This is a genomic window from Gracilibacillus orientalis, assembly GCF_900114645.1.
Taxonomy (GTDB): domain Bacteria; phylum Bacillota; class Bacilli; order Bacillales; family Amphibacillaceae; genus Gracilibacillus; species Gracilibacillus orientalis.
The window spans coordinates 32,194-48,286 of the sequence record NZ_FOTR01000010.1 but is presented as its reverse complement, the minus strand read 5'-3'; the positions used below and the strand labels follow the sequence as shown (position 1 = coordinate 48,286).

General features: G+C 38.3%; 14 protein-coding genes and 2 riboswitches. All 14 genes read left to right on the top strand.

Annotated features, from left to right (window positions below):
- Positions 1-52: 52 nt before the first annotated feature.
- The 14 genes from clpP (at position 53) to gpmI (ending at position 16,073) form a co-directional block, all read left to right on the top strand.
- Entirely contained in the window at positions 53-649 is a 597-nt protein-coding gene (clpP, locus tag BM121_RS16505; protein ID WP_091484784.1) for an ATP-dependent Clp endopeptidase proteolytic subunit ClpP, read from the top strand.
- Between the two features lie 205 nt (positions 650-854).
- A riboswitch (SAM riboswitch) is annotated at positions 855-962 on the top strand.
- A 91-nt stretch (positions 963-1,053) separates the two neighbouring features.
- On the top strand, positions 1,054-2,850 hold the full coding sequence (locus BM121_RS16500) for a PLP-dependent aspartate aminotransferase family protein (RefSeq protein WP_091484782.1): 1,797 nt from the start codon (positions 1,054-1,056) through the stop codon (positions 2,848-2,850).
- A 24-nt stretch (positions 2,851-2,874) separates the two neighbouring features.
- Positions 2,875-3,882, top strand: coding sequence for an aliphatic sulfonate ABC transporter substrate-binding protein (locus BM121_RS16495; protein ID WP_091484781.1), 1,008 nt, complete (start codon positions 2,875-2,877; stop codon positions 3,880-3,882).
- 27 nt (positions 3,883-3,909) lie between these two features.
- Entirely contained in the window at positions 3,910-4,767 is an 858-nt protein-coding gene (locus BM121_RS16490) for an ABC transporter permease (RefSeq protein WP_091484779.1), read from the top strand.
- Between the two features lie 15 nt (positions 4,768-4,782).
- A complete protein-coding gene (locus tag BM121_RS16485) occupies positions 4,783-5,508 on the top strand; it encodes an ABC transporter ATP-binding protein (RefSeq protein WP_091484778.1) in 726 nt (241 codons plus the stop codon).
- Between the two features lie 26 nt (positions 5,509-5,534).
- Positions 5,535-7,217, top strand: a complete 1,683-nt coding sequence (acsA, locus tag BM121_RS16480) for an acetate--CoA ligase (RefSeq protein ID WP_091484776.1) — start codon at positions 5,535-5,537, stop codon at positions 7,215-7,217.
- Between the two features lie 12 nt (positions 7,218-7,229).
- Positions 7,230-7,337, top strand: a riboswitch (SAM riboswitch).
- Between the two features lie 77 nt (positions 7,338-7,414).
- Entirely contained in the window at positions 7,415-8,332 is a 918-nt protein-coding gene (locus BM121_RS16475) for an alpha-hydroxy-acid oxidizing protein (protein ID WP_091484775.1), read from the top strand.
- Positions 8,333-8,476: 144 nt separating this feature from the next.
- Positions 8,477-9,439: an L-lactate dehydrogenase gene (locus tag BM121_RS16470; RefSeq protein WP_091484773.1), complete on the top strand. Its 963-nt coding sequence runs from the start codon at positions 8,477-8,479 to the stop codon at positions 9,437-9,439.
- Positions 9,440-10,024: 585 nt separating this feature from the next.
- The gene (locus BM121_RS16465; RefSeq protein WP_091484772.1) at positions 10,025-10,279 is read left to right on the top strand and encodes a glutaredoxin family protein; all 255 of its coding nucleotides are present in this window, start codon (positions 10,025-10,027) and stop codon (positions 10,277-10,279) included.
- Between the two features lie 119 nt (positions 10,280-10,398).
- Positions 10,399-11,418, top strand: coding sequence for a sugar-binding transcriptional regulator (locus BM121_RS16460; RefSeq protein WP_091484770.1), 1,020 nt, complete (start codon positions 10,399-10,401; stop codon positions 11,416-11,418).
- Positions 11,419-11,466: 48 nt separating this feature from the next.
- A complete protein-coding gene (gene gap, locus BM121_RS16455; protein ID WP_091484769.1) occupies positions 11,467-12,474 on the top strand; it encodes a type I glyceraldehyde-3-phosphate dehydrogenase in 1,008 nt (335 codons plus the stop codon).
- A gap of 103 nt (positions 12,475-12,577) precedes the next feature.
- Entirely contained in the window at positions 12,578-13,759 is a 1,182-nt protein-coding gene (locus BM121_RS16450) for a phosphoglycerate kinase (protein WP_091484767.1), read from the top strand.
- 20 nt (positions 13,760-13,779) lie between these two features.
- Complete coding sequence (gene tpiA, locus BM121_RS16445) at positions 13,780-14,538, top strand: triose-phosphate isomerase (RefSeq protein ID WP_091484765.1); 759 nt, start codon at positions 13,780-13,782, stop codon at positions 14,536-14,538.
- Positions 14,535-16,073 carry a 2,3-bisphosphoglycerate-independent phosphoglycerate mutase gene (gene gpmI, locus BM121_RS16440; RefSeq protein ID WP_091484764.1) on the top strand — a complete coding sequence of 513 codons (1,539 nt, stop codon included), beginning with the start codon at positions 14,535-14,537 and terminating at the stop codon, positions 16,071-16,073. Before tpiA ends, gpmI begins: the two co-directional genes overlap by 4 nt.
- Positions 16,074-16,093: the final 20 nt, after the last annotated feature.

The window sequence follows — 16,093 nt, the reverse complement described above, 5'->3', positions numbered from 1 at the left end:
AATAGTTACAATTCATGAATGAAAAAGTAAGTGCTAAAAGGAGGAATTTTTCATGAACTTAATCCCTACAGTAATTGAACAAACCAACCGAGGCGAACGCGCATATGATATTTATTCACGCCTTTTAAAAGACCGAATTATTATGCTAGGTAGTGGAATCGATGATAATGTTTCAAACAGTATTGTAGCACAAATGTTATTCTTAGCAGCAGAAGACCCAGATAAGGATATTTCACTATACATCAATTCTCCTGGTGGCTCTATTACAGCTGGTATGGCGATTTATGATACGATGCAATTCATTAAACCAAATGTATCAACTATCTGTATCGGTATGGCAGCATCCATGGGTGCTTTCTTATTAGCAGCTGGTGAACCTGGTAAACGTTTTGCATTACCAAACAGTGAAGTAATGATTCACCAACCATTAGGTGGTACACAAGGTCAAGCTTCTGACATTCAAATTCATGCTAACCGTATCATCGAAATGCGTAAGAAATTAAATCAAATTCTTGCTGACCGTACAGGTCAACCACTTAAAGTAGTGGAAAAAGATACAGATCGCGACAATTTCATGTCAGCAGAAAAAGCAAAAGAATATGGTTTAATCGATAAAGTAATGGAAAACAAATCATCAGAATTAAACTAAAGAACCAAAAGTGGCGGAACTAACCGCCGCTTTTTTTTGTGGGAAAATTTAAATGATGAAGTTGATAGTTAACTTCAACTCGGATTAGTGCTTATCTACTTAATTTGAGTTAATTTTCAGAAAATATATTGACATCATTTTGACGTCATGCTAAAGTGTTAGATATCTAAAGTTAAAAACGAGTAAACAACTCGGAATTATATACTTCTTATCGAGAGAGGCGGAGGGACTGGCCCGATGATGCCCAGCAACCATTAAGCAACAGCTTAAAAGGTGCTAATTCCTGCAGGATACTAATCCTGAAAGATAAGAGGAAGTCTACTGTTATGTCAGTTAAAGCCTTCTTCTTATCGAAGAAGGCTTTTTTGAATTTTTAGAAATTGTACTTGGGGAGGAAATAAAAAATGACTAATAACAAACGTTCAACTTACGATCCGGAAACAATTCATCTACATGGTGGGCAAGCGCCTGATCCGACAACAGGTTCACGAGCAGTACCAATCTACCAATCTACTTCATACGTGTTTCACGATACAGAGCACGCAGAAAGTTTATTCGCTCTTGATGAACCAGGAAATATTTATTCCAGAATTGGTAATCCGACGGTAGATGTTTTTGAAAAAAGAATGGCACTATTAGAAGACGGGGTAGCGGCAGTGGCAACAGCTTCAGGGATGTCTGCTATCACCTTATCGATCCTAAACCTGGCAAGTGCAGGGGATGAAATTGTCGCAGGTATTAACTTATATGGCGGAACATACAATTTATTCAATGTAACACTTCCGCGCTATGGAATTAACGTTAAATTCGTTGATCCCACCGACCCTGAAAATTTCAGGGAAGCTATTACCGATAAAACAAAAGCTGTGTACGGTGAAATTATCGGTAACCCGGGCTTACAAGTATTAGATGTAGAAGAAGTATCTGCAATCGCACATGATGCTGGTATACCTTTAATTGTTGATAATACATTTGCAACACCATTTGTTTGTAGACCAATCACATTAGGAGCAGACATTGTCGTTCACTCTGCAACAAAATGGATTGGTGGTCATGGTACATCAATTGGTGGAATCATTGTCGACGGTGGACGTTTTAACTGGAATTCTGAAAAATATCCAGCATTTATTGAACCGGATCCGAGCTATAATGGCATCCGCTATGCAGTAGATTTCGGAACTTTGGCGTTTATTACGAAAGTGCGTGTTCAATTGTTAAGAGATTTTGGTCCAGCACTTAGTCCGTTTAATGCCTTTCAATTGTTGCAAGGATTGGAGACATTGCATATTCGTATTGAACGACATAACCAGAACGCTCAAGTTCTTGCAGAATACTTAAATGAACATGAAGCAGTGGAATGGGTGAGATACCCAGGACTTGAAAGTCATCCATCTCACGAGTTAGCAAAACAAATCTTAAACAATGGCTTCGGTTCGATTATTGTATTTGGTATTAAAGGTGGACGTGATGCAGGACGTGGTTTAATCAATAATGTTGCATTGTGGTCACATGTTGCAAACGTTGGGGATGCAAAATCATTGATTATCCATCCAGCTTCTACAACACACCAACAACTATCAAAAGAAGAGCTTGATGATACGGGTGTTACTGAAGAATTAGTGCGTTTATCTGTTGGTATTGAATCCGTTAGAGATATCAAAAATGATTTAGATCAAGCCTTAGTCAAGGCAACAGGAATTGGTGAAGAGAAAGATAGACAAATTGTTGTTAACGATGAAGGTATTATCAAATGGGCATTAAATTCACCATATGAACGATACACTAAAAACGGCGAAGAGGTAACACATCAAAAAACATTAGCAGTCGTTGGTCTTAGTGGAAAAGAAGCAAGACCTAGTTATCGCCTGGCAAGAAAAATGCAACGACTAGGCTATAAAATCATTCCGGTTAACCCTAGAGAAACGGAAATCTTAGGAGAAAAAGCTTATCCAGATCTCAAAAGTGTTCCGGTTGATATTGACATAGTACAAGTGTTCCGTAGTCCAGATGCAGCGATAGAGATTGCTAAAGAAGCAATTGAGGTAAATCCAAAAGTATTCTGGCTGCAAGAAGGGGTTGTCTCACCAAAAGCAGAAGAAGTAGCGCTTGAGGGAGGCTTGCAAGTAGTTCATAATCGATGCACATATAAAGAAGCGCAACGGTTAAGAGGAACAATTTCCACATATGCTTGTGAAATTTAATTGAAATTTAGGGGGATATCAATTATGAAAAAGATACCATTAATTGATTTAAGAAGCTTTCTTGCGATTGTGACATTTGGAATTATTATCATCTTAGCAGTAGGGTGCTCATCAGACAGCCAAGCTGACGAAGGAAAACCATCTGAGATCCGATTAGACTATGCCTATTATTCACCAACAAGTATCGTATTAAAGGAATTCAAATGGGCTAAAGAAGTATTTGGTGAAGAAGATATTGATGTAAAGTGGACATTAAGTCAAGGAAGTAACAAGGCAATTGAATATTTAAATAGTGACAGTGTTGATTTCGGTTCTACTGCAGGTGCAGCAGCGCTTATCGCCGAATCTAACGACGTACCTTTAGAAAATGTGTATGTGTATTCTCAGCCGGAGTGGACTGCATTAGTTACCAATAAAGGTTCAGGTATTGAAAAGATTGAGGATTTACAAGGGAAAAAGGTAGCCGCAACTCTTGGTACAGATCCTTATATTTTCTTAGTAAGAGCACTTGACTCGGTTGGAATGTCTATTGATGATATTGAACTTGTCAATTTACAACATGCTGATGGTGGCAATGCACTTGTTAATGGTGATGTAGATGCATGGGCAGGACTTGATCCACACATGGCAAAACATGAATTGGAATCAGGTACGGAGTTATTTTTCAGAGATATCAATCTTAACACATATGGATTTTTAAATGTTCGAGAAGAATTTGCTGAAAATCATCCGGAATACGTTGAAAAAGTAATTGAATTATATGAACGTGCTCGTCAATGGACACTTGATAATCCAGAAGAAGCGGCAGAACTTTTAGCAGAACAAGCTGAGATTAGTGTAGATGTAGCAAATATTCAATTAGTAGAAAGAACAGATTTAACTAATCCATTACCTGGAGATGAACATGTGGAAGCAATTGCCGCTGCAGGGAATGTACTGAAAAATGCAGAGGTTTTAACGGAAGAAGACGATGTGGAAACATTAACGAATGAACTTATCAATCCAGAGTATGCAGAAGCAGTTATCGAATAACTGTTTGAGGAATTAGGAGGGACAAAAATGGCTGAGCAGCAAAATGAAGTATCGGCTGGATACGTAAAAACAGTACAATCAGAAGTGAGCGGAAAAAAAGCAGCAAGCAAAACAAATAAAGATTCACTGCTTAAAACTGTATTAATAGGTAGTATTATTCCCGTTGCTTTAATTGTGTTATGGGAAATCTTAAGTCGTGCTGGTGTTGTCCCTCCTAATCAACTTCCTGCACCGACTACTATTCTTGATAAAATTGTAAGTATGGCACAGGATGGGTCACTATGGGGGCATGTTTGGATTACAACATATCGAGTACTTGCTGGGTTTGTGATCGGAACCGTTGCAGCAGTTATACTTGGGTCACTTGTCGGTTTTTATAAAAAGGTAGAACAGCTTTTTGACCCGATGGTTCAGGCATTTCGCTCCATTCCATCTTTAGCATGGGTCCCGTTGTTTATTTTATGGATGGGTATTGGTGAAACATCAAAAGTAACGATGATTGCAGTTGGGGTATTTTTCCCTGTCTATTTAAATATTTTCAGTGGCATTTTAGGTGTAGATCGTAAATTAATTGAAGTTGGTAAAATGTACGGATTAAATACTTTTCAATTGGTGAAACGGATTATTCTACCAGCTTCATTACCTTCCTTTTTAATAGGCATGCGTAGTGGTTTAGGGCTTGGTTGGATGTTCGTGGTAGCAGCAGAACTGATGGGGGCTAGCCAAGGCTTAGGATTCTTACTTGTCTTTGGACAGAATATGACACGTCCTGAAACAATTTTAGCAAGTATTATTCTATTCGCGATTATCGGTAAACTAACCGACTGGATTTTAAAGCTTGTAGAAGATCGTTCTTTGCATTGGCAGGACCGTGTTCAGAAATAAGAAAGGATGAAAGAAATGAGTCTAGCACTAAGAGATGTAAGCCGTACATTTAATGGAACTACTGCCGTGAAGAATGTCAATTTAGAAGTGAAACCTGGTGAAATTATTGGTTTGCTTGGAACAAGTGGATGTGGGAAAAGTACCTTATTAAGAGCAATTTCAGGACTTGATTCAGAATATGATGGTGAAATTGAAATAAATGGCACAGTATCAAAAGAAATTCACGATACAACTGGTTTCATTTTCCAAGAGCCGAGACTGCTTCCGTGGTTAAATGTGTTAGATAATGTGACATTCGGGTTGACAGGTAGTCGTAAAGAAAAGGAAAATAAAGCTATTGATTATTTAGAAAGTGTTGGTTTAAGGGGGAAAGAAAGGTTATATCCTCGTGAACTATCAGGAGGTATGGCTCAACGTGTAGCCATTGCAAGAGCGTTGGTGACATCACCAGAAATTCTCCTTTTGGATGAACCATTTAGTGCACTTGATGCTTTCACAAAGATGCAATTACAAGATCTATTATTAGAAGTGTGGAAAAAATATCAATCTACTATCGTCTTAGTAACACATGATATTGATGAAGCAAACTATCTATGTGACCGTGTTGTTATCTTAAGAGGACAGCCGGGAGAAGTAGATAGAGAATTCATCATAAGTCAAAAACGACCAAGAGATCGCGGAAGTGAAGAGTTAGCACATTTTAAATCAGAAATTTTGGAATCTTTAGACTTAAACAAATAGTAATTGCCTTCAAGGGGGATAATCGAATGTCACAAGCAACAACACATATAGAAACAATTGAAGGTGAATATAACCTTAACAACTATGATGAAATTCGTGAAAATTTTGATTGGTCAGACGCAAAAGCATTATTATCTGCTGCTAAAACAGGAAAGATTAATGCAGCATATGAAACGATTGATCGTCATGTAGATGAAGGATATGGAGATAAAATAGCCCTTCACTATATTAATGAGGGTGAAAAGCGATCTTATACGTTTAAAGAAGTAAAAGATCAAACCGATCATTACGCTCGTATATTAAAAAGACATGGTGTGACAAGAGGAGACCGTGTATTTGTTTTTCTTCCTAAAACACCAGAATGCTATATTGCCATATTGGCTGTCATTAAAGTAGGTGCAATCGCTGGTCCTTTATTTGAAGCTTTTATGGAAGATGCAGTTAGAGATCGTATCAATGATTGTGATGGTACGTTATTGATTACGGATCAGCAATTAGTGAAACGCGTTCCCAAAAAAGATATTCCATCATTGGAAACAACCCTATTTGTGGAGGATATTGAAAAAGAACCTTTACAACCGGTTGACGGTGACGACTATGTGGAATGGGTGGACTGGGAAGATGGTTTAATCATTCATTATACAAGCGGTTCTACTGGTAAACCAAAAGGGGTATTACATGCCCATCGTGCTGCTCAACACCATATCGTAACAGGTAAATGGGTACTAGATATTAAAGATGACGATGTTTATTGGTGTACGTCCCACCCAGGCTGGGTCACAGGAAGTGTCTACGGTTTGTTTGCTCCACTACTGAACAGAGCAACAGTTGTGATCCAAGGCGGGCGTTTCAGTGCCGAGAATTGGTATTCCTTAATTGAAGAATTAGGGGTAACGATTTGGTATAGCGCGCCGACAGCTTTCCGTATGCTACTGTCAAAAGGCGATCTTTACAAAGATTATGATTTATCATCTGTTCGACATGTGCTAAGTGTCGGTGAGCCATTAAACCCTGAAGTAATCCAATGGGCATGGAACAGTTTAAATGTCCGTATTCATGATACATGGTGGATGACGGAGACAGGAGGACATTTAATCGTAAATCTTCCTGCTGAGAAAATTAAACCAGGTTCGATGGGGAGATCTTTTCCTGGCATACAGGTTGGTATCTTAGATGAGGAAGGTAATGAATTGCCTCATGGTGAAGTTGGTCAATTAGCGGTTCGTACACCATGGCCAGGACTAATGAAAGAGATTTGGGGAAATCAGGATAAGTTTAAATCCTATTTCCAATATAAGGGCTGGTATATCTCCGGAGACCTAGCGTTACAGGATGAAGAAGGCTATGTCTTCTTCCAGGGACGTAACGATGACATGATCAACTCTGCTGGTGAGCGCATTGGTCCATTTGAAGTGGAAAGTAAGTTGATCGAACACACGGCAGTTGAGGAAGCAGGCGTAATTGGTAAACCTGATGAATTACGCGGGGAATTAGTCAAAGCATTTATTACATTAAGATCTGGATATCAAGAATCAGAGCAATTATTAGAAGAGATTCGATTATATGTTAGAAAAAACCTATCAGCACATGCCGCACCAAGAGAAATTGAAGTAATGGATGAATTACCGAAAACAAAAATTAGTGGAAAGATTTTAAGAAGACAATTAAAAGCATTAGAAATAGAAAGAGCTAATAAAGTGAAAAATTAAAACATATAGATACTCTTATGAAGAGTGGTGGAGGGACTGGCCCGAAGAAACCCGGCAACCTTAAGTGATTTACGCTTAAAAGGTGCTAAATCCTGCAAACTTTAGTTTGGAAAATAAGAGGGAGATAATCGCCAGAGTCTCTCTTGTTTATCAAGAGGGACCTTTTGTTTCCCTGAATTATTAGGAGGAAATATAACATGGTAAAAACAAAAGTAAAAAAAAGTGTCGTAGAGGATATAGAGGAAGTAGCTGAAAAACAATTATCAGAAGCAGCAAAATTATTTTTAGATCAAGTAACATCTCCAAAGCTAAATTCTACATCATTCATACTCAATCGCACATCACCATCAAAACTAAAAATTTCTCCACTTTTATTAGGAGCGGTTGGTGCTCAGACCTATTTTCACGAAGATGGTGAATTAGCAACCGCACAAGCTGCTAGTAAGCAAGGGGTACCTTTTATCGTTAGTAGTCATTCATCCTATAGCATGGAAGAAATTAGTGATGCTGTACCAGATAGTGAACTTTGGTTTCAAGCTCATATTTTTCAGGATCTAGAACTTACCAAACATTTTATCCAGCGTGCTGAATTAGCAGGATATCAAGCAATTATTTTATCCGTTTCGAATGATAAGATTCATCACCAAGCAGATCAATTAGTAAAAGGAACGGCCAATTTTGTAGTGGATCCGATTTTTACCAAGAAAAATTATCTTAGTAAAAGTACTCTGACTGAACAAATAGCTCACGAATATCAAAAGCGCTACATTAACTGGGACGATATTCAATATCTAAAACAATTTACAACGTTACCGATTTTTATTTACGGAGATTTGTCACTTGATGATGTTCGTTCGACACTAGAGCAGCAAGTGGAAGGTATTATCCTGTCTAATATTAATCAATCTAATCTTGATTTACTGGAAAAAATCGATATTATAGCAAGTGAAAGGTTAACTGTTGTTGTTGAAACAGAAGTGAAAGCGAAAGAGGAATTAAATCACTATCTACAACAAGGTGCTGATGCTATTTCGATACGAAAAAGTTATATTTATGGATTAGCGACATCGGGTGTTTTAGGGGCAGAAGAGGCAATTGCTCATTTATTCACATAATTGTCAGAGAGAGTCTGTTTCATAAATATCTTAAATGGGATATAGTATAACTATATCCCATTTTGTAATATAAGCGTAACAGATTTTATGGATGATAGTATAAGTAAGACTAAGACTTTCTAATAACGGAAGGAATGGTTGTTTATGCCAATTCGTAAGACGAAATTAAGAAAAGTAGTTATTATTGGAACAGGGTTTGTAGGAACTAGTTATGCTTATGCTTTGTTAAATCAAGGTGTGGTCAATGAACTGGTACTGATTGACTTGGATGAAGCAAAAGCAGAAGGAGAAGCTCGTGACTTAAATCATGGTATGGCGTTTGGCAATCCAATGCGTATTAAAGCAGGGGATTATGAAGAGTGTCATAATGCAGATTTAGTTGTCATAACTGCAGGTGCTAATCAAAAACCAGGAGAAACTAGGTTAGACCTTGTAACCAAAAATGCGAAAATTTTTAAAGGCATTGTCACTAAAGTTATGGATGTTGACTTTCAGGGCATTTTTGTTGTTGCAACCAATCCGGTCGATATTTTAACACATCTGACAAGAGAAATATCCAACTTACCAAAAGAACGTGTAATTGGTTCTGGAACTATTTTAGATACTGCTAGGTTCCGTTACTTATTAGGAGAACATTTTGAAGTGGATGCTCGAAATGTTCATGCTTATATTATTGGAGAACATGGAGATTCAGAGTTGCCGGTATGGAGTCATGTGCAAATTGGTGGTGTACCATTAGGCCAATATGCAGATATCGATAACCTTTATCAAAATAAGGACATGATAGAAATATTTGAGAATGTACGAGATGCTGCCTATCATATTATTGAACGGAAAGGTGCAACCTATTATGGCATTGGCCTGGGATTAGTTCGACTAACAAAAGCAATCTTAAACAATGAAAATGCTATTTTAACCGTTTCAGCAAAATTAGAGGGGCAATACGGATTAAATGATCTCTACATCGGCGTGCCGGCACTGCTAAACGAAAACGGCATCCGCGAAGTCATAGAACTAGACCTAACCGAAAAAGAATCCCAACAACTACACGAATCCGCCGCAGTCATCCAAGAAATGATCGACACAGGAATGAAAGCAATAAACTAAACACACGTAGTTTCCTGATAAAATTAGAAAGTTTAAACATTTGTGCTCAAAAACTTTGGCGTGAATTTACTTCCTAACAAAACCTGCACTGCTAAATCGATAAAGATAAAAACTGTGAACTAGTGAAATTTATTATAGTGAGACTTTCTTCCATTCTTTCCAAAGATAATGCTGGAATACCGTTCCGGCAGAATACTGCGCTTTCCGTGGGCACAGGCTTTGAGCTAACTTGATAAAGAAAACCACATTATCAAGTGGATCTTCAGCCCGTGCTGTTCCCACAGGAGTCTCCGTATTCTGCCTCCACTAAGCAATCATTCTATCTTTTAAAAGTGGAAAATCATAAAAATTAATTCCTGTGAATTTATTCTTTCAAAAAATCAGAACAATACCCTAAGCGGAGGCAAGATACGCAGACTCCTACGGGAACAGCGCGAGCCGAAGATCCCGCAAGAAAACGTTCTTTGTTTTTTGAGGAAGCTGAGGCCGTGCCCGTGGAAAGCGCAGTATCTTGCCGTAGCGTATCCTAGCACTCATTAAAAAGAAGAAGAGAAGGATTTCTAATCAACTCAAAGGGTGGGAATGATGAAATTAAAACTATATGGTAAAGAAAATTGTAGCCTTTGTGACGATGCGAAAGCAACACTGGAAATGTTGCAACAAGACTATTTATTTGAAATAGAAGAAATTAATATTTATAATGATGATGAGTTGTTAGAAACTTATCAACTCATGATCCCAGTAGTCAAAGACGAAGATACCGTTGTAGACACCGAAATAATTGACATGGATAAGGTCGAAAACTATCTAAAGATGAAAAATAATTCAGAAAATAGTTGAGAGATGCTATACCATTTGATACAATTATTTATGGAAGTTGATTTTTTTTGTTCTGTGTGGGACGGAATGCGACTGCGAGGGACAAATATTCCCCGGTAAAAATAAAGGAGCGTTTCCGATTGAAGGACTTACTAGATATTCAAGAAAAATTGTACCCTGATTTACTCGATATCATGCAGAAAAGATACAAAATACTTCAATACATACAAATGATGCAGCCAATCGGACGCCGTAGCTTGTCAGATAATATCAAACTAAAAGAACGAGTAGTTCGTAGTGAAATTGAATTTTTAAGCAAGCATGGATTTATCATGGTGACCTCAAAGGGAATGCGCCTTACTGATGATGGGGACACGATTATTGAGAAGTTATCGTCATTTATGAATGAAATTTCTGAATTTCGTGTTTTAGAATCTCAAATTAAGGATAAATTACAATTGGAGCATGTCATTATCGTATCGGGGAATAGTGACACACAATCATCTGTTAAACAGGATATGGGGAAAGCATGTGTGCAATTTTTAAGTTCCATATTAACTTCCAATCAAACAATAGCAGTTACAGGTGGTACATCTATGGCGGAAGTTGCCAACCAGATGAAGCCTTTAGAACATGCTGCGAATTGTACTTTTGTTCCAGCAAGAGGTGGGCTAGGAGAGCAAGTAGAAAACCAAGCTAATACCATTTGCGCACAGATGGCTAAAAAAGCAAATGGTAATTATCGCATGTTATATGTCCCTGACCCATTAAGTGAGGAAACATACCATTCGATTATTGAAGAACCAACTATTAAGGATATTTTAGCAATGATTCATGATACTAAAATAGTACTTCACAGTATTGGTGACGCAATTACGATGGCAAAACGCCGTAAAGCTTCTGAACAAGTGTTAAATGAATTAGGAAGTGGTAACGCTGTGAGTGAAGCCTTTGGCTATTACCTTGATGAGCAAGGGAAGGTCGTTTACAAGGTTCGCACTGTTGGTATGCAATTAGAAGAACTGGAACGTGCGCAATATGTTATTGCTGTAGCTGGTGGTTCTTCAAAAGCAAAAGCCATTCAATCTTACTTTAAGCAAGGAAAAAGTAGTGTGTTAATCACAGATGAAGCGGCAGCAAATCAGTTGTTAAAGGGTTAGTCCCTTTAAATATAAATCATAAAGGAAACTTTAAGGAGGAAATTTAGCATGGCAGTAAAAGTAGGTATTAATGGTTTTGGCCGTATTGGTCGTAACGTTTTTCGTCAAGCTTTAAAGAATGATGAGGTAGAAGTAGTAGCAGTTAACGATTTAACTGATGCGAATATGCTTGCACATCTACTGAAATATGACTCTGTACACGGTAAACTAGATCAAGAAGTTTCTGTTAATGGAGATTCTCTTGTTGTAGGTGGAAAAGAAATAAAAGTACTCTCTGAGCGTGACCCAGCTAACTTACCATGGGGTGATCTTGGAGTAGAAGTTACTGTTGAATCTACTGGTATCTTCACTCAACGTGATGCAGCAGCAAAACACTTAACTGCTGGTGCGAAAAAAGTTATCATTTCTGCACCTGCGAAAGAAGAAGATATTACAGTAGTTATGGGTGTTAACGAAGATAAATATGATCCTGCTAAACATGATGTAATTTCTAACGCTTCTTGTACAACAAACTGTTTAGCTCCATATGCTAAAGTATTAAATGATAAATTTGGTCTAAAACGTGGTATGATGACTACTATTCACTCATATACTAACGACCAACAAATTCTTGATTTACCACACAAAGACTATCGTCGTGCTCGTGCAGCTTCTGAAAATATCATTCCAACAACTACTGGTGCTGCAAAAGCAGTTTCTCTAGTATTACCTGAATTAGAAGGTAAATTAAATGGTATGGCAATGCGTGTACCTACTCCAGACGGTTCATTAGTTGACCTAGTTGCAGAACTAGATCAAGATGTAACTGCAGAAGATGTAAATGGTGCATTCAAAGAAGCAGCAGAAGGCCACTTGAAAGGTATTCTAGGATTCTCTGATGAGCCACTAGTATCTGTTGACTATATCGGAAACACTAACTCTTCTACTATTGATGGACTTTCTACAATGGTAATGGAAGGTAACATGGTTAAAGTAGTATCTTGGTATGACAACGAAATGGGATACTCTAGCCGTGTAGTAGATCTAGCTGCATATCTTAAAAAACAAGGACTATAAGTGTAACAAATGAACGGGAGGGGGAATGGTCCTCCTCCCGTTTTTGCCTACTATCAAGACGTAAATACAGCTGAAATCAAAGTCCTTAAGGAGGTTCATTTTAGTGAACAAACAAACGATTAAAGACATTGACGTAAAAGGAAAAAAGGTATTCTGTCGTGTTGATTTTAACGTCCCAATGAAAGATGGCGAGATAACGGACGACACACGTATCAAAGCAGCATTACCAACTATCAAATACTTATCAGAACAAGGTGCAAAAGTAATTCTTGCCAGCCACCTAGGCCGTCCGGGTGGAGAAGTAGTAGAAGAATTCCGCATGGATGCAGTTGCAAAGCGTCTGAGCGATCTAAGCACCAAATCAGTTATCAAAACAGATCAAGTATATGGCGACGAAGTGAACGAAGCCGTAAGCCAGCTAGCAGACGGTGACCTCTTGTTAATTGAAAATGTACGATTTGAGCTTGGTGAAACAAATAATGATCCAGCACTAGCAAAAGAATTCGCTAGCCTTGCAGATTTCTATGTAAATGATGCATTTGGTGCTGCTCACCGTGCACATGCTTCAACAGCAGGTGTAGCAGAACATATTCCATCTGCAGCAGGATTCCTTTTGGAAAGAGAATTAGAAGTACTAGGAAAAGCACTGTCTGATCCAGATCGCCCATTCACAGCGATTATCGGTGGCGCAAAAGTAAAAGACAAAATCGGTGTGATTGACAATTTATTAGATAAAGTGGATAACCTGATTGTCGGTGGTGGTCTAGCGTATACTTTTGTCAAAGCATTAGGCCACGAAATTGGTAAATCACTATTAGAAGAAGATAAAATTGAATTGGCAAAAGAATATATGCAAAAAGCAAAAGACAAAGGCGTGAATTTTGTTTTACCTGTTGACGTTATTGTTTCGGATGACTTTTCAAATGATGCGAATACTCAAACCGTAGACATTGATGCAATTCCGGCTGATTTAGAAGCGTTGGACATCGGACCGAAAACTCGTGAGAAATATGCACAAATCGTTGCAGGCTCTAAACTAGTTATCTGGAACGGGCCAATGGGAGTATTCGAATTAGAAACGTTTGCAAATGGTACAAAAGCTGTCGCAGATGCACTAAGCAAAACAGAAGGTTATACTGTAATTGGTGGTGGAGATTCTGCAGCAGCAGTTGAGAAGTTTAACTACGCAGAGCAAATGGACCACATCTCAACTGGTGGAGGAGCTTCCTTGGAGTTTATGGAAGGTAAAGAACTGCCAGGTGTTAATGTACTAACCGATAAGTAATCAAAGGAGAGGTGATGAACATGCGTAAAAAAGTAATTGCAGGTAACTGGAAAATGAATAAACTGCTAGGTGAAGCTGTTCAGTTTGTCGAGGATACAAAAGACAAAGTGGCTAGTAAAGACAAAGTGGAATCTGTAGTTTGTGCGCCTTTTCCTTACTTACCAACATTAGTAGAAAAAACAAAAGGAACTAACTTAGAAATCGCTGCTCAAAACATGCACTTTGAAGAAAGTGGTGCATTTACAGGAGAAGTAAGCCCAAGTATGCTTGCGGATATCGGAGTAACATATGTAGTACTTGGACACTCTGAGCGTCGTGAAATGTTTGATGATACAGATGGAGTAGTGAACAAAAAGGCGAAAGCTGCATTTGCTCATCATTTAACTCCAATCATTTGTGTTGGGGAAACACTAGATCAACGTGAAGCGAACGAAACAAAAAGTGTTGTAGAAACTCAGGTTAAAGCAGCTCTTGAAGGTCTGAGTGAAGACCAAGTAAAAGAATCGATTATTGCGTATGAGCCAATATGGGCAATTGGAACAGGTAAAACAGCTACTTCTGAACAAGCAAATGAAGTTTGTACACATATCCGTGAAGTCGTAGCAGATGCAGTTTCTGCAGCAGTTGCAGATGCTGTTCGTATTCAATACGGTGGAAGTGTAAAACCAGCTAATGTAGACGAATTATTAGCACAATCGGATATCGATGGCGCATTAGTAGGTGGTGCAAGTCTTGAGGCTGATTCTTTCTTACAGCTAGTGGAGGCTGGTTCTAAATGAGTCAAAATCGACTAGCAGCATTGATCATTCTTGATGGTTATGCGATAAGAAACGAAGAAAAAGGCAATGCAGTTAAACAAGCTAATACACCAAACTTTGATCGTTACTGGAATCAATACCCGACAAGTCAATTAACAGCTTCAGGGGAAGCAGTTGGTCTTCCAGCGGGTCAAATGGGGAACTCAGAAGTAGGTCATTTAAATATTGGTGCAGGTCGTGTTGTGTATCAAAGTTTAACTCGTGTTAATTTATCAATTAAAGAGGGCGACTTCTTTGAAAATCAAGTATTAATAAATGCAGTAGAGCATGCAAAAAATAACGACAAAGCTCTGCACGTTTTTGGTCTGCTGTCTGATGGTGGTGTGCATAGTCATATCAAGCATATGTATGCTGTATTAAGGCTTGCTGCAGATAAAGGGCTTAAAAAAGTATATGTACATGCCTTTTTAGACGGTCGCGATGTAGATCAGAAATCAGCAAAAATTTATATTGAACAAGCTTTAGAGACAATGAAGGAATATGGTGTTGGAGAGTTTGCAACCATTTCCGGACGTTACTATTCCATGGATCGTGATAATCGTTGGGATCGTGTCAAAAAATCTTATGATGCCATGGTACATGGAGAAGGACCTAAATATACGGATCCGTTCGAAGTTGTAGAAGATTCTTATAAAAACGAAATTTATGATGAATTTGTCATCCCATCAGTGATTACAGATGACCATGGTGAGCCAAAAGCTACGATTCAAGATGAAGATTCTGTGATTTTCTATAACTTCCGTCCAGACCGTGCAATTCAAATTTCACGTACGTTTGCAAATGATGATTTCCGTGACTTTGACCGTGGTGACCAACCACCAAAGAATATTCACTTCGTTTGCTTAACAAACTTTAGTGAAACAGTGGATGGTTATGTGGCATATGAGCCAGTCAATCTAGACAATACAGTAGGTGAAGTATTAGCACAAAATGATCTAAAACAACTACGTATTGCCGAAACGGAAAAGTATCCGCACGTTACCTTTTTCATGAGTGGGGGACGTGAACAAGAATTCCCTGGCGAAAAACGTGTTCTAATCGATTCACCTAAAGTGGCAACATATGACTTGCAACCAGAAATGAGTGCTTACGAAGTAACGGACGCGTTACTAGAGGAATTGGATAAAGATGAGCCAAATGCGATCATTTTAAACTTTGCTAACCCTGACATGGTTGGCCACTCTGGTATGTTAGAACCCACTGTGAAAGCCATTGAAACCGTTGATGAGTGTCTTGGTAAAATTGTCGACAAAATCACTGAAAAAGGTGGCCAAGCTATTATTACTGCTGATCATGGTAACTCTGATGAAGTAGTAACGCCTGACGGTGATCCGATGACAGCTCATACAACCAATCCAGTACCAGTCATTGTGACAAAAGATGGTGTTCAATTACGTGATGGCGGAATTTTAGCCGATCTGGCGCCAACATTATTAGATTTATTACAAGTAGAAAAACCAAAAGAGATGACAGGCGACAGCCTTATTCAAAAATAATTTTTTATAAAAAGGAGAAT

What these genes read in the sequence shown, in the direction of transcription:
- clpP (WP_091484784.1), top strand. Translation starts at nt 53, where the DNA reads ATGAACTTAATCCCTACAGTAATTGAACAAACCAACCGAGGCGAACGC.
- BM121_RS16500 (WP_091484782.1), top strand. Translation starts at nt 1,054, where the DNA reads ATGACTAATAACAAACGTTCAACTTACGATCCGGAAACAATTCATCTA.
- BM121_RS16495 (WP_091484781.1), top strand. Translation starts at nt 2,875, where the DNA reads ATGAAAAAGATACCATTAATTGATTTAAGAAGCTTTCTTGCGATTGTG.
- BM121_RS16490 (WP_091484779.1), top strand. Translation starts at nt 3,910, where the DNA reads ATGGCTGAGCAGCAAAATGAAGTATCGGCTGGATACGTAAAAACAGTA.
- BM121_RS16485 (WP_091484778.1), top strand. Translation starts at nt 4,783, where the DNA reads ATGAGTCTAGCACTAAGAGATGTAAGCCGTACATTTAATGGAACTACT.
- acsA (WP_091484776.1), top strand. Translation starts at nt 5,535, where the DNA reads ATGTCACAAGCAACAACACATATAGAAACAATTGAAGGTGAATATAAC.
- BM121_RS16475 (WP_091484775.1), top strand. Translation starts at nt 7,415, where the DNA reads ATGGTAAAAACAAAAGTAAAAAAAAGTGTCGTAGAGGATATAGAGGAA.
- BM121_RS16470 (WP_091484773.1), top strand. Translation starts at nt 8,477, where the DNA reads ATGCCAATTCGTAAGACGAAATTAAGAAAAGTAGTTATTATTGGAACA.
- BM121_RS16465 (WP_091484772.1), top strand. Translation starts at nt 10,025, where the DNA reads ATGAAATTAAAACTATATGGTAAAGAAAATTGTAGCCTTTGTGACGAT.
- gap (WP_091484769.1), top strand. Translation starts at nt 11,467, where the DNA reads ATGGCAGTAAAAGTAGGTATTAATGGTTTTGGCCGTATTGGTCGTAAC.
- tpiA (WP_091484765.1), top strand. Translation starts at nt 13,780, where the DNA reads ATGCGTAAAAAAGTAATTGCAGGTAACTGGAAAATGAATAAACTGCTA.
- gpmI (WP_091484764.1), top strand. Translation starts at nt 14,535, where the DNA reads ATGAGTCAAAATCGACTAGCAGCATTGATCATTCTTGATGGTTATGCG.